Annotated in this window: 13 protein-coding genes and 1 riboswitch; of the genes, 11 read left to right on the top strand and 2 right to left on the bottom strand. The window is 43.6% G+C overall.

Going from position 1 to position 14,662, the window contains the following annotated elements; genetic code table 11:
* Positions 1-2: 2 nt before the first annotated feature.
* Entirely contained in the window at positions 3-902 is a 900-nt protein-coding gene (gene rnhC, locus WKT08_RS06385; RefSeq protein WP_155167295.1) for a ribonuclease HIII, read from the bottom strand.
* Between the two features lie 136 nt (positions 903-1,038).
* Here rnhC and WKT08_RS06380 point away from each other — a divergent pair, with 136 nt between their 5' ends.
* The 5 genes from WKT08_RS06380 to WKT08_RS06360 all read left to right on the top strand — a co-directional run bounded on the left by WKT08_RS06380 (position 1,039) and on the right by WKT08_RS06360 (position 7,980).
* Complete coding sequence (locus tag WKT08_RS06380; RefSeq protein WP_003005477.1) at positions 1,039-1,329, top strand: hypothetical protein; 291 nt, start codon at positions 1,039-1,041, stop codon at positions 1,327-1,329.
* Between the two features lie 10 nt (positions 1,330-1,339).
* Positions 1,340-1,894: a CvpA family protein gene (locus WKT08_RS06375; protein WP_021153876.1), complete on the top strand. Its 555-nt coding sequence runs from the start codon at positions 1,340-1,342 to the stop codon at positions 1,892-1,894.
* Between the two features lie 73 nt (positions 1,895-1,967).
* Positions 1,968-4,307 (top strand): endonuclease MutS2, encoded by a 2,340-nt coding sequence (locus WKT08_RS06370; RefSeq protein ID WP_340280891.1) that lies wholly within the window; start codon positions 1,968-1,970, stop codon positions 4,305-4,307.
* Between the two features lie 597 nt (positions 4,308-4,904).
* Positions 4,905-6,323: a C69 family dipeptidase gene (locus WKT08_RS06365; protein ID WP_340280889.1), complete on the top strand. Its 1,419-nt coding sequence runs from the start codon at positions 4,905-4,907 to the stop codon at positions 6,321-6,323.
* Positions 6,324-6,452: 129 nt separating this feature from the next.
* A riboswitch (glycine riboswitch) is annotated at positions 6,453-6,547 on the top strand.
* Between the two features lie 101 nt (positions 6,548-6,648).
* Entirely contained in the window at positions 6,649-7,980 is a 1,332-nt protein-coding gene (locus WKT08_RS06360; RefSeq protein WP_340280887.1) for an alanine/glycine:cation symporter family protein, read from the top strand.
* Between the two features lie 53 nt (positions 7,981-8,033).
* On the opposite strand, the gene sstT is transcribed toward WKT08_RS06360, so the two are convergent.
* Entirely contained in the window at positions 8,034-9,251 is a 1,218-nt protein-coding gene (gene sstT, locus WKT08_RS06355; protein WP_340280885.1) for a serine/threonine transporter SstT, read from the bottom strand.
* Positions 9,252-9,388: 137 nt separating this feature from the next.
* Between sstT and WKT08_RS06350 the strand changes: the two genes are divergently transcribed.
* The 6 genes from WKT08_RS06350 to WKT08_RS06320 all read left to right on the top strand — a co-directional run bounded on the left by WKT08_RS06350 (position 9,389) and on the right by WKT08_RS06320 (position 14,598).
* Complete coding sequence (locus tag WKT08_RS06350; protein ID WP_003004944.1) at positions 9,389-10,237, top strand: mechanosensitive ion channel family protein; 849 nt, start codon at positions 9,389-9,391, stop codon at positions 10,235-10,237.
* 583 nt (positions 10,238-10,820) lie between these two features.
* The gene (locus tag WKT08_RS06345; protein WP_000420682.1) at positions 10,821-11,135 is read left to right on the top strand and encodes a YdcP family protein; all 315 of its coding nucleotides are present in this window, start codon (positions 10,821-10,823) and stop codon (positions 11,133-11,135) included.
* Between the two features lie 15 nt (positions 11,136-11,150).
* The gene (locus WKT08_RS06340) at positions 11,151-11,537 is read left to right on the top strand and encodes a YdcP family protein (RefSeq protein WP_000985015.1); all 387 of its coding nucleotides are present in this window, start codon (positions 11,151-11,153) and stop codon (positions 11,535-11,537) included.
* A 28-nt stretch (positions 11,538-11,565) separates the two neighbouring features.
* Positions 11,566-12,951, top strand: a complete 1,386-nt coding sequence (locus tag WKT08_RS06335) for an FtsK/SpoIIIE domain-containing protein (protein WP_000813488.1) — start codon at positions 11,566-11,568, stop codon at positions 12,949-12,951.
* A gap of 177 nt (positions 12,952-13,128) precedes the next feature.
* Complete coding sequence (gene mobT, locus WKT08_RS06325) at positions 13,129-14,334, top strand: MobT family relaxase (RefSeq protein WP_000398284.1); 1,206 nt, start codon at positions 13,129-13,131, stop codon at positions 14,332-14,334.
* Positions 14,335-14,376: 42 nt separating this feature from the next.
* Positions 14,377-14,598 (top strand): hypothetical protein, encoded by a 222-nt coding sequence (locus tag WKT08_RS06320; protein WP_001009056.1) that lies wholly within the window; start codon positions 14,377-14,379, stop codon positions 14,596-14,598.
* Positions 14,599-14,662 lie beyond the last annotated feature (64 nt).

Genomic DNA, 14,662 nt, shown 5'->3' with positions numbered 1-14,662 from the left:
ACTTATCTTTCTAGTAATTTCTTTGCTTTTTCTGTGTTTTTAAAATGGAGTTTGGCACAATAATCCAGAGCTTTCATCCCGTAGGTCTGAAGCAATTTAGCAGCGACTTGGTCTGACTTCGCCCCTGCTCCACTAGGGAGATTAAAGCCCAGTTCCTTGCCCAGATCTTCCAGATTTTGAAGGAAGAGATTGCGGGCAATGATGGAACTAACCGCAACAGCTAAATACTTACCTTCTGCTTTTTCTTCCAAATCAATGGCTTGGGTGACCTGATTTTTTTCAGCTTTCACGTATTTTTGGTAGTTTTTAGCCGTCGTAAAGGCATCGATCACAATTCGCTCTGCTTGGACTCCTTTATTTAATAGAAGATAGATGGCCTGATTGTGCAGGGCCACTTTGACCGAAACAGCATTGTAGCCAGAAGCAATGACTTCATTGTACTTCTTTGGAGACAATAAGAGTGCTTGGTGCTGGATGTTTTCCTCAAGGAGAGGAGCCAATTGCTGAATTTTTCGATCATCCAAGGTTTTTGAATCCCCAACACCGAGCTTTTTGAGCCAGTCGTGCTGATCAGGTGTGACAAAGGATGCAACGACGGTGAGTCCACCAAAATAAGAGCCGTTTCCGACCTCGTCGGTTCCGATCATGGCTAGATCTTGTCCTGCAGATGAAGTGGTAGAACCTTTAGGGTTCCCAGCATCTTGCCCGAAAAAGGCCAGGTAAGGAGTAAGGTCATTGCCCTGAAGCAAGACTTTTCCAGACTTGTAGATCGAAACGGTCGCTCCCTTTAGTCGAAAGAAATAATCCATATGAGGGTTCTTGCTTTGAGAGAGAGAGTTGCGATAGGTATGGACAAAATCAAGGATTTGCTCCTGTGTTGGAGTGAGTGTCATACTTTCCATAACCACTATTGTACCACAAATTCAGGGAGAGAGGGAGCAAAAAGAAAGAAAGAATCCACTGGAAAATCCCTGTGAAGAGGGGCTTTGCTACTGACAAAGCTAGCCTTTTTTGGTATAATACCGTGAGGTGATTTTTATGGCGAGCTTAAATAGATATAAATTTACATTTGGAAACAAAGCGCTCACTTTAACAACCAACCATGATAATTTGTTTATGGAAGAAGTCGAACGTGTTGCGAAAGAAAAATACCAAGCAATTAAGGAACAAATGCCAGAGGCAGATGATGAAACCATCGCGATCTTATTGGCAGTAAACAGTTTGTCCATGCAGCTGAATCGCGAGATTGAGTTTGATGACAAAGAAAAAGAATTAGATGATTTTCGTCGCAAGGCTTTAGACGACTTAAAGGATAAATCATCCAAATAAGAGGAGATACATGTTAACTTTCTTAATCTTATTGATTTTGGCATGGAGCTTTTATATTGGCTATGCAAGAGGGATTATCCTCCAGTCTTATTACTTTCTAGTGACCTTAGTGGCCCTCTTGATTGCAGGTGGTAGCTATAAGGGACTGGCCAAGGTGTTGTCTCTATGGGTTCCTTTTTCGAGTCCCACCCAGCAATCGGTGAATTATTTTTATGCCAACCGCTACCTATTTCAATTAGATGACATCTTTTATGCAGGTTTAGCATATGTATTGATTTTTGCGATGATCTATCTGATTGGTCGTGTGATTGGGATCTTTATGCACTTGGTACCTCAGCCAGAAAAACTGGAGGATCGCAAGTATCAAATTGGAGCGGGCGTGATCGCCGTCGTGATAACTCTCTTGGTCATCCAGATGGGCTTGACTGTCCTCTCAACGGTTCCCATGGCTTCCATCCAAAATAGACTCAATGCAAGTGGATTGATCCGCTTTATCATCCTTCATACCCCGATCAGTTCCAGTCTGTTCCACAACTTGTGGGTGACTGCGATTATCGGAGCTTAAGGAGCAAAAATGAAGAAAGGAGTGAGACAAGTCCGATTCAAGGAAGGACGCTCACTTTTTTTGTAGGAGAAATATGAATAAAAAAATCTTAGATATTCTGGAGTTTGACAAGGTCAAGCAACTCTTTGAACCCTATCTACAGACAGAACAAGGGGAGATGGAGCTAGCAGCCCTTACTCCAACTGATAAAAAAGAAAGCATCGAAACGGCCTTTATGGAGCTAGAAGATATGGAGCAGATCCTCTTGGAAGAGCCTCGCTTTGCCGTATCGACCATTCAAGATGTCCGTCCAGTGGCCAAGCGTTTGGAGATGGAGGCATCCCTCAATATCGATGAATTACTAGCGCTAAAAGCTGTCCTTCGGGTGACACATGAGCTCAAGGATTTCTACGACAACTTGGAAAATGTCCGTCTGGAAAGGCTCAATCGCCTCTTTGACAACTTGGTGGATCTTCCTCGCCTACAAGGTGGGCTTCAAGCTATCAACGAAGGAGGCTTTGTCGAGTCTTTTGCTAGCGAAAAATTGGCCAAAATCCGCCGCCGAATCCAGGAAAATGAACATCAGGTCAGAGAGATTCTACAAGACCTGCTGAAAAGCAAGGCCGATATGTTGGCGGATGCTGTGATTGCTAGTCGGAATGGCCGCAATGTTCTACCCGTAAAAAATACCTATCGCAACCGGATTGCAGGGGTGGTCCACGATATCTCAGCTAGCGGGAATACCGTTTATATCGAGCCTCGAGCAGTCGTCAATCTTAATGAAGAAATTGCCAACCATCGAGCCGATGAACGGTATGAAATCATTCAGATTCTGGAGGAATTGTCTGACACCCTGCGCCCTCATGCAGCAGAGATTGCAAATAACGCTTGGATTATCGGTCACTTGGACTTGATCAAGGCCAAGTATCGGTTTATGCGCGATTATAAGGCAGTGGTACCAGAGGTTAGCAGCAATCGCTCTATTCAGCTCTTGCAACTACGTCATCCCTTGATTGAAAATGCCGTCGCGAATGACCTGCATTTTACTGAGGACTTGACAGAAATCGTGATTACCGGTCCCAATACAGGTGGTAAAACCATCATGCTAAAAACGCTGGGACTAGCGCAAATTATGGCCCAGTCTGGTCTTCCCATCCTAGCGGATCCAGGTAGTCGTGTGGGCATCTTCTCACAGGTCTTTGCAGATATTGGAGATGAACAATCGATCGAGCAGAGCTTGTCGACCTTCTCCAGTCATATGACCAATATCGTATCTATCTTGAATCAAGTGGATACCGCCTCCTTGATCCTTCTGGATGAGTTGGGGGCTGGAACCGATCCTCAAGAGGGAGCTGGCCTTGCTATTGCCATTCTAGAAGACCTGCGCTTACGCGGGATTAAGACCATGGCGACAACCCACTATCCAGAGCTCAAGGCCTACGGGATTGAGACTGCAGGAGTGCAAAATGCCAGCATGGAATTTGATACAGCGAGTCTGCGTCCGACCTATCGCTTCATGCAAGGAGTTCCTGGCCGCTCCAATGCCTTTGAAATCGCCCGCCGTTTGGGCTTGTCTGAGACCATTATCCAGGATGCCATGAAGATGACCAATACGGATAATGATGTCAATCAAATCATTGAAAAATTGGAGGCGCAGACCTTAGAAAGTCGCAAGCGCTTAGATACCATTCAAGAGGTCGAGCAAGAAAATCTCAAATTCAATCGCGCTCTTCGAAAACTCTATAACGAACTGACTAGAGAGAGAGAAACAGAGCTCAATAAGGCGAGAGAAGAAGCCAAGGAAATTGTGGACATGGCCCTCTCAGAGAGTGACCGTATCCTTCAAGGCCTTCACGCCAAATCCCAGTTGAAACCACATGAGATCATTGAAGCCAAGGCTCAGTTGAAAAAACTAGCTCCTGAGACCGTCGACCTTTCTAAAAACAAGGTCTTGAAAAAAGCCAAAAAGGCGCGTGCTCCTAAGGTAGGTGATGAAATCTTGGTTATCAGCTATGGCCAACGCGGAACCCTGGTCAAGCAACTCAAAGATGGCCGCTGGGAGGCGCAAGTCGGCTTGATCAAGATGACCTTGGAAGAAAAAGGATTCAACCTCATCAAGGCTGAAAAAGAAGCGGCTCAACCTAAGAAACGCCAGGTGAATGTCGTCAAACGTTCGAACACGAGTGGGCCAAGAGTGCGTCTGGACCTCCGTGGAAAACGCTATGAAGAGGCCATGCAAGAGCTAGATGGCTTTATCGATCAGGCTCTGCTCAACAACATGGCCCAAGTCGATATTATCCACGGGATCGGGACAGGGGTCATCCGTGAAGGGGTGACAAAATACCTCCGCCGCAACAAGCATGTCAAGAGTTTTGAATATGCCCCACAAAATGCAGGTGGAAGCGGCGCAACCATTGTCACGTTTAAAGGATAAGGTAAGCCCTAGCTTTTCATTAGCTAGGGTTTAGAACGTAGACTAAATTTTTAAAAAGAAAAATAAGTTAAGAAATTCTGCAATAAAATATAAATCTGTCCCATTTTTAAAATGAATAAAGAAAATACCGAAACTTTCCGCCGTGAGAAAAGTGAGAGTGGGACAGAAATCGGTAATTCGTTAAAATTCGATTTCGTCGTCCCACCTCCGCAAAGTTGAGTAGGGCTGTAAAAGCTGATGAAATCAGCGTAGTAGAGCCCACTCAACCACTGCGTCTTGCTTGACAATCCAAAAACAATTAAGAGGCTAGGACTTTTGTCCCAGTCTCACTCGGAATTATTGAGACCTTAGGCTCAATAATTAGTCATGGAACTTCTTCGAAGTTCGCTGACGTCCGTACTCACCTAAGGAAAGTTTCTAAGATAACTTTTTCTTCAATCTGAATCTAGCTGATAAACAGCTAGGGTTTTTAAAACTTTATAAAATGAAAATGATTGAAAAATATCGAAAACGATCCGTTTTCAAATCGGATTTTCAGTAGGTTCTCTCTTTTAAAAGTGCTATAATAGAGGCAATGAATGATTTGGGAGGATACGAATGCGTAAACGTGAAAGTGCAGATTCGTGTACAACGATTCTAGTCGGAAAAAATGCTAGCTATGATGGTTCGACCATTGTAGCACGAACAGAGGATTCTCAAAATGGCGTTTTTACGCCTAAGAAATTGATCGTGGTCAAACCAGAAGATCAACCGCGTCATTACAAGTCTATTTTATCATCTTTTGAAATCGACTTACCAGATAATCCAGTTCGCTATACGGCGGTACCAGATGCCATTCCGAAAGACGGGATCTGGGGAGAAGCTGGGATCAATATCTACAATGTAGCCATGAGTGAGACAGAGACCATTACGACTAATAGCCGTGTGCTAGGGGCCGATCCTCTTGTAGAGAGTGGCATCGGTGAGGAAGACATGCTGACCTTGGTCTTGCCTTATGTCAAGACTGCCCGCGAAGGGGTTTTGCGTCTCGGAAAGATTTTAGAAGAGTACGGAACCTATGAATCTAACGGGATTGCGATTTCAGATGTGAATGAAATCTGGTGGTTAGAAACCATCGGAGGTCACCACTGGATGGCGCGCCGTGTACCAGATGATGCCTATGTGACTAACCCGAACCAACTGGGAAGTGATTATTTTGAATTTGGAAATCTAGACGAGTTTCTTTGTGACCCAGATCTTGAAAATTTTGTCACAGAGCACCATTTGATTCTGGATCAAGAAGGTAAAGGTTTTAATCCACGTTATGCCTTTGGTAGTCAAAAGGACAAGGACCGTCACTACAATACACCGCGGGCCTGGGCCATCCAGCATTTCCTTAATCCTGAAATTGAGCAGGATCCACGGAGCTTTGAGATTCCTTGGTGTCAAAAACCCTATCGCAAGGTGACGATTGAGGATGTGAAATATGTCTTGAGCAACCACTACCAAGATACCATCTACGATCCTTATGGACCGGAAGGAGATCAGGTGAGTCAGCGAACTTTCCGTACGATCGGGATCAACCGGACCAGTCAGACAGCGATTCTGCAATTGCGTCCCAATAAACCACAAGAAACGACAGGCATCCAATGGATTTCTTACGGCTCAATGCCTTACAATACAGCCGTTCCTTTCTTTACCCAAGTGGATACAACGCCAGACTACTTTGCCAATACGACGGCTAAGGTGACAACGGATTCCTTCTACTGGGCTAACCGGATTATTGCAGGACTAGCAGATCCTCACTATGCCCACCATGTTGGCGATCTAGATGATTACCAAGAATCGACAATGGCCTGGGGACATGCACGCATCAATAAAGTCGATCGTGCACTTGCAGCAGGTGAAACCGTCGATTTTGAGGCGGAAAACCAAGCCATGAGTGATCAGATTCAAGAAGCGACGGATCAACTCTTGGACAAGATTTTGCTCGATGCTAGCAACCTCATGACCAATCACTTCTCCTTAAGTGATTAAAAACCGCTCATTTGCAGAAATCTTGCAAGATATTTTCAGAAACGATTGACAAACTTTTGAAAATTGATTAAAATAGAGAAAATTACATACGACCGAATGAAGTTTGCAGGAGCGTGAGTGACTGTGAATGGACGGAACTCTGGAGAGACCAGAAATGGCACCGAAGGGGCAAGGTAGAGGATGCATCTACTCAAACTCTCAGGTAAAAGGACAGAGCGAAAAATAGGGAAAGTCCCCTATTTTAAGCAGGACCAGAGTACATGTTTGTCATGTACTCTTTCTTTTTCTCTTTTCTGTCGAGCGGTCGATAAAAAGGAGACAAAGAATGGATCATGTATTGCAATTTTTTCAGCAACTCGATAATCTAGTGTGGGGCGCCCCACTTTTGGTGCTCTTGGTAGGGACAGGGATTTACCTGACCCTTCGCTTGGGTTTGCTTCAGATACGCTATCTTCCAAAAGCCTTTCGCTTGATCTTTACAGAAGATGAGGGGCATGGGGATATCTCGAGCTTTGGAGCCCTTGCGACGGCCCTAGCTGCCACAGTGGGAACAGGCAATATCGTAGGGGTAGCGACAGCGATTCAGACAGGTGGCCCAGGGGCCCTCTTTTGGATGTGGATGGCGGCCTTCTTTGGAATGGCGACCAAGTATGCAGAAGGGCTCTTAGCTATTCGTTATCGGACCAAGGATGACAATGGTCATATCTCGGGTGGTCCGATGTACTACATTCTTCACGGGATGGGGGAGAAGTGGCGACCACTAGCTATTTTCTTTGCAGTTGCAGGTGTTCTGGTGGCCCTCTTTGGGATCGGAACCATGACCCAGGTCAATTCCATTACGGGATCCCTCCAAGCGAGTTTTGGAACAGCTCCAGAAGTAGCCAGTGTAGTGATTGCTCTGGTGGTTTCGACCATCATCTTTGGTGGGATTCACTGGATTTCGAAAGTCTCTGAAAAAGTGGTTCCTTTTATGGCTGCTGCCTATATCGTTGCGACTGTCACGATCATTGCCTTGCATCTGGACCAATTGCTTCCAGCCTTAAAATCGGTCTTTTCAGGTGCCTTCACAGGGACTGCAGCCATGGGAGGTTTCGCAGGAGCAACAGTCAAAATGGCCATCCAAAAAGGGGTGGCGCGTGGGGTTTTCTCCAATGAATCGGGCCTTGGATCGGCCCCCATTGCAGCAGCGGCGGCGAAGACCAATGAGCCTGTCGAGCAGGGCTTGATCTCGATGACAGGAACCTTTATTGATACCATTATCATCTGTAGTTTGACAGGGCTGTCTCTTCTGGTGTCAGGGGAGTGGATGGCCAAGGGCAGCACGAGTACCTTGACCCAGGATACGTTTACAGGTGTCTTTGGCCCAGTTGGAGGCATTATCTTAACGCTGTGCTTGGTGCTGTTTGCGACAACGACCATTCTTGGATGGTCTTATTATGGAGAACGGTGTTTCGAATTCCTATTTGGCGTCAAATATATCAACCTCTACCGGACCTTCTTTGTCTTTATGGTTGGACTGGGAGGCTTCCTTAAGCTGGATCTGGTCTGGGTGATTGCGGATATTGTTAATGGACTCATGGCTCTACCCAACCTGATTGCGCTCTTGGCCCTCTCCCCAGTCATTATCAAAGAAAGTAAACGCTACTTTAAGAAATAAGAAAACCCAGATCGCAAGGTCTGGGTTTTCTTGTCTATTTGAGATAGGATTCTTTAATAGCGTTTTTCCTTTGGCCAGCTACTCATTTCAGCAACTGCTGTGAAGAGTACATCTGTCGAAGAGTTGAGGGCTGTTTCGCAAGAGTCTTGAATGACCCCGATGATAAAGCCGACACTGACGACTTGCATGGCCAAATCATTGGTGATGCCAAAGAGGCTACAAGCAACAGGGATGAGAAGGAGAGATCCTCCCGCAACTCCAGATGCTCCACAAGCAGATATAGCCGCTACGACACTCAGAATGAGCGCTGTTCCAAAGTCAACCTGAATGTGTAAGGTATTGGCAGCAGCTAGCGTCAAAATATTGATCGTCACGGCTGCGCCTGCCATGTTAATGGTTGAACCAAGCGGAATGGAAACAGAATAGGTATCTGGATTCAGCCCCAATTCTTCACAGAGACGCATGTTGACAGGGATGTTGGCTGCAGAACTTCTGGTGAAGAAGGCTGTTACCCCACTGACACGGAGGCATTTAAAAACAAGGGGATAGGGATTCTTGCGGATCATGAAAAAGACGATCAATGGATTGATGACCAGGGCTACAAATGCCATGGTACCAACCAAAACAAGTAAGAGAATCCCGTAGTTACTAAGGGCACTGAGTCCTTGGCCAGCGATGGTCGTGAAGACCAAGCCTAAGATTCCAAATGGAGCTAGGTTGATAATCCACTCAACAATTTTTGAAGTGATGTCTGCTAGAGTTTGGAGGAGGTCTTTACTATGTTCACTCGCCTCTCTCATGGCAATCCCAAAGACGGTTGCCCAAGAAAGGATTCCAATGTAGTTGGCTTGCTGCAAGGCGTTGACCGGGTTGTCGACGATCTTGAGCAAGAGGTTACTAATCACTTCGCCAATCCCGTTTGGAGAGGATCCTTCAGCGGCCTTTCCAGTCAGGGTAATGGTGATCGGGAAGATGTAATTGACCAAAACAGCAACGAAGGCAGCAGCAAAGGTTCCTAGGAGATAGAGGACGATGACTTTTTTCATATTAGTCTCTGTCCCTTTTTGGTGTTGGGAGAGGGCGTTTGCGACGAGTGCAAAGACCAAAAGAGGTGCGATCGCACGGAGCCCCCCAACAAAGAACTCTCCTAAGAGTCCAATGCCAGTTGCTTTCGGGAAGAGAAGGGCTAGGATGACACCAAGTACAATCCCGATTGCGATCCTTTTCATAAGGTTGGTTTTATTCCAAGTGGTAATCAATCGATGAATCATGTAAGACCTCCTTAAAAAATAATTAAGGAATATTATACGATAGTTAGGGGGGGAAAGCAATGAAATTTTCAAAAAATAGCCTTATTTCCGAATATTTGATATAATCATACTATTCTTTGATAGAAAGGCCCGAATAAATGAGTCAAGCTTTCCAACGTTATTTCAGTAAAATAGACTGGACGAAGATTTTTGATGATCTGATATCAAAATGTATCTCTCTGATTTTTGTCTTTCTTTTATTTTTTATCGCGAAAAAGGTCATCCATAGCCTGGTTAAGCGGATATTAACACCATCCTTTAAGTATACGGTGCAGGATGAAGCCCGTAAAAATACGATTCTCCGTTTGGTTGAGAGTCTCTTAAACTATTGTTTGTATTTCATCTTGATCTACTGGATTTTGTCGATTCTGGGCCTTCCAGTCTCTAGTCTCTTGGCTGGTGCTGGGATTGCTGGGGTGGCTATTGGGATGGGAGCCCAGGGCTTTCTTTCCGATTTGGTCAATGGTTTCTTTATCCTTTTAGAACGCCAGCTGGATGTGGGAGACAATGTTCGTCTCACGAATGGGTCTATTAATATTGCCGGCATCGTCAGCAGTGTCGGGATTCGGACGACCCAGGTGCGAGACTTTGATGGTACTCTCCACTTTGTTCCGAATCGCAACATCACCGTCGTCAGCAATCTCTCACGTGGCGATATGCGCGTGCTAATCGATATTCCGCTAGATGCAAATACCGATCTCGACAAGATCTATCAGGTGATTGCTCAGGTCAATCAGTCTGAACAAGACAAACACCCAGAAGTGTTGACAGGTCCTACGATTTTAGGCCCACAGATCGAAAAAAATGGTCGTTATTCCTTCCGCATCGCGATGACTGCGCAAAATGGAACCCAGACGACTGTCTATCATACCTACTATAAACTCTACCATGATGCCTTGATGGAAGCAGGGATTAACCTACCGACAGGAAAGAACGGGATCATGTAATAAGAAAAGCTCAGAAATTAGAATGTAGATAAGATCCTCTTAGAAACTTTCCTTAGGTGAGAACGGACATCAGCGAACTTCGAAGAAGTTCCATGACTTAGTTTTGAGCCTAAGGTCTCAAAACTCCCGAGTACCTGAAACGTTATTGTTTCAGGCACTTTTCTCACAGCGGAAAGTTTAAGTAGACGATTGAATCATTCTATCGAATAAATTAATTTATGAACCAATTTTTTATATTTTTTAACACAAAAATAGCATAAAAATCTAGTTATCCGCATAAAAACTGGACTTATCACACTTTATCAAGGTCAAAACCACTCAATTTACTACTAATTTACTACTTATGAATGAGCTTTGATACGACGATTTATCCTTGAAAAGTGAAGATATAAAGATACTTCCAATAAAATTTGAATATTTAATAGGTAGACACTTCAAAAAATGAGGTGTCTATTTTTTTACCCGATTTTGAAAGGAAGTGAACTTATGAAAACAAAAAATCAAGAATCAAAAGGTCGTTCCCCACTCTTTAAGACCATCAAACATTCATTCAGCCAATAAAAAAGAAAGGATAGGTAAAAATATGGAACTTAAATTTGTGATTCCCAACATGGAAAAAACATTCGGCAATTTAGAATTTGCTGGCGAGGATAAAGTCGTTCAGCGAAGAATCAACGGACGGCTAACTGTCTTATCAAGAAGCTATAATCTCTATTCTGATGTTCAAAGAGCAGATGATATTGTGGTGGTGCTTCCTGCTGAAGCTGGCGAAAAACATTTCGGCTTTGAGGAACGTGTGAAGTTAGTCAATCCACGTATTACCGCAGAGGGCTACAAAATCGGCACTCGTGGTTTTACAAATTACCTTTTACATGCTGACGACATGATAAAAGAATAAAGAAAGAGAGGAAAAATGATGAGATTAGCAAATGGCATTGTATTAGATAAAGACACGACTTTTGGAGAATTGAAATTCTCTGCTCTACGTCGTGAAGTGAGAATCCAAAATGAAGACGGGTCGGTTTCAGATGAAATCAAGGAACGTACCTATGACTTAAAATCCAAAGGACAAGGACGCATGATTCAAGTAAGTATTCCTGCCAGCGTGCCTTTGAAAGAGTTTGATTATAACGCACGGGTGGAACTTATCAATCCCATTGCGGACACCGTTGCTACTGCCACCTATCAAGGAGCAGATGTTGACTGGTATATCAAGGCAGACGATATTGTGCTGACAAAGGATTCTAGTTCATTCAAAGCTCAACCACAAGCAAAGAAAGAACCGACACAAGACAAATAGTCGCTAGGTAGAAAGGAGACTTTTTCGCATGAAACAGCGTGGTAAAAGGATTCGCCCATCTGGTAAAGATTTAGTCTTTCATTTTACGATAGCGTCACTCCTGCCTGTTTTCCTGCTGGTTGTCGGACTGTTTCATGTGAAGACAATCCAGCAGATCAACTGGCAGGATTTTAACCTATCACAAGCAGATAAGATTGACATTCCCTATTTAATTATCAGTTTCAGTGTCGCAATTCTTATCTGCTTGCTGGTAGCGTTTGTATTCAAACGGGTTCGCTATGATACGGTTAAACAACTTTACCACCGTCAAAAACTGGCAAAGATGATACTTGAAAACAAGTGGTATGAATCTGAACAGGTCAAAACAGAGGGTTTCTTTAAAGATAGTGCTGGTCGTACAAAGGAAAAGATAACCTACTTCCCTAAAATGTATTATCGACTTAAAAATGGCTTGATACAGATACGGGTGGAAATCACGCTGGGAAAATATCAAGACCAACTCTTACACTTGGAAAAGAAATTAGAGAGTGGCTTGTACTGTGAGCTGACGGATAAAGAGTTAAAGGATTCCTATGTGGAATATACTTTGCTCTATGACACCATAGCCAGTCGTATTTCTATTGATGAAGTAGAAGCTAAAGATGGTAAACTTCGCTTAATGAAAAACGTATGGTGGGAATATGATAAGCTCCCTCATATGTTGATTGCTGGTGGTACAGGTGGCGGTAAAACTTACTTTATACTGACACTGATTGAAGCCTTGCTTCATACAGATTCAAAACTGTATATTCTTGACCCGAAAAATGCTGACCTTGCGGACTTAGGTTCTGTGATGGCAAATGTCTACTATAGAAAAGAAGACTTGCTTTCTTGCATTGAAACATTCTATGAAGAAATGATGAAACGTAGTGAGGAAATGAAGCAGATGAAGAACTATAAGACTGGCAAAAATTATGCTTACTTAGGTCTCCCGGCACACTTCTTAATCTTTGATGAATACGTCGCTTTCATGGAAATGCTGGGAACAAAAGAAAACACCGCAGTTATGAATAAGCTGAAACAGATTGTCATGTTAGGTCGTCAAGCTGGCTTCTTTCTAATACTGGCTTGTCAACGTCCAGACGCAAAATATTTAGGCGACGGAATCCGTGATCAGTTTAATTTCAGAGTGGCTTTAGGTCGTATGTCTGAAATGGGCTATGGCATGATGTTTGGCAGTGACGTACAAAAGGATTTCTTCTTAAAGCGAATCAAAGGTCGTGGCTATGTTGATGTAGGAACAAGTGTCATATCAGAGTTTTATACTCCCCTTGTACCAAAAGGATATGATTTCTTGGAGGAAATTAAAAAGTTATCCAACAGCAGACAGTCCACGCAGGCGACGTGCGAAGCGGAAGTCGCAGGTGTGGACTGATCTTGCTGGCTGGTGTGGCAATAGCCACGCCAGCACTTAACCCCCCGTATCTAACAGGGGGGTACAAATCGACAGGAAACAGTCAAAAAAACATTAGAAAATCCTTTGGTTACAAGGGATTTACAAAATTTCAGCGTATGTCAAATGGGCTTTAAAAGTTGACATACGCCTTTTTGATTGGAGGGATTTTTACTGAATGAACAAACTTGGTTACAGCATTTAAAAGAAAAACGCTTGGCTTATGGACTATCTCAAAACCGTTTAGCTGTTGCGACTGGTATTACAAGGCAGTATCTAAGCGATATTGAAACAGGAAAAGTCAAGCCATCAGAGGATTTACAGCAGTCCCTTTGGGAAGCTCTGGAACGCTTCAATCCCGACGCTCCCCTTGAAATGCTGTTTGATTATGTAAGGATTCGCTTTCCGACAACAGACGTACAGCAGGTGGTCGAAAACATCTTACAACTGAAACTGTCCTATTTTCTTCATGAGGACTATGGTTTCTATTCTTATTCAGAGCATTATGCTTTAGGCGACATATTCGTCCTTTGCTCCCATGAACTGGACAAAGGAGTTCTGGTGGAATTGAAAGGTCGTGGGTGCAGACAATTTGAAAGCTATCTTCTGGCACAACAAAGAAGCTGGTATGAGTTCTTTATGGACGTTTTGGTGGCTGGCGGTGTGATGAAACGCCTTGACCTTGCCATTAACGATAAGACAGGGATTTTGAATATCCCTGTACTCACTGAAAAGTGCCAACAGGAAGAATGTATCTCCGTCTTCCGCAGTTTTAAAAGCTATCGCAGTGGCGAACTGGTACGCAAAGAGGAAAAGGAATGTATGGGAAACACCCTCTATATCGGTTCATTACAAAGTGAAGTTTATTTCTGTATCTATGAAAAGGACTACGAGCAGTACAAGAAAAATGATATTCCCATTGAAGACGCAGAAGTAAAAAACCGTTTTGAGATTCGATTGAAAAATGAGCGTGCCTATTATGCAGTCCGTGATTTACTCGTCTATGACAATCCAGAGCATACCGCCTTTAAAATTATCAATCGGTATATCCGTTTTGTAGATAAAGACGATTCCAAACCTCGTTCTGATTGGAAACTGAATGAAGAATGGGCTTGGTTTATTGGGAACAATCGTGAACGATTAAAACTAACCACAAAACCAGAGCCTTACTCCTTCCAAAGGACGCTGAACTGGCTATCTCATCAAGTTGCCCCGACCTTAAAGGTTGCGATTAAACTTGATGAAATCAACCAGACGCAGGTTGTAAAAGACATTCTCGACCATGCGAAACTGACAGACCGACACAAGCAGATTTTGAAGCAACAGTCAGTAAAAGAACAGGACGTGATAACAACAAAAAAATAACTCAAATACAAATTCATTGAATATAGAGAGGAGAACATTTTTATGAATTTTGGACAAAACCTTTATAACTGGTTTCTATCAAACGCTCAATCACTGGTGCTTTTAGCAATCGTTGTGATTGGCTTGTATCTTGGCTTCAAGCGTGAGTTTAGCAAACTGATTGGCTTTTTAATTATTGCGATTATTGCGGTTGGCTTAGTCTTCAACGCTGCTGGAGTAAAAGACATTTTACTAGAGCTATTCAATCGCATTATTGGTGCTTAAATAAAACCGTTCTTTTGTGGAATATAAGTGGTTTTCTTATGTTCCGCAAAGGAATGGTACACCA

Origin of the sequence: Streptococcus sp. HCA-5024 (assembly GCF_037890265.1) — a bacterium.
GTDB classification, from domain to species: domain Bacteria; phylum Bacillota; class Bacilli; order Lactobacillales; family Streptococcaceae; genus Streptococcus; species Streptococcus lingualis.
The sequence above is the reverse complement of the archived record's forward strand: the minus strand, read 5'-3'. Positions and strand labels throughout refer to the sequence as shown.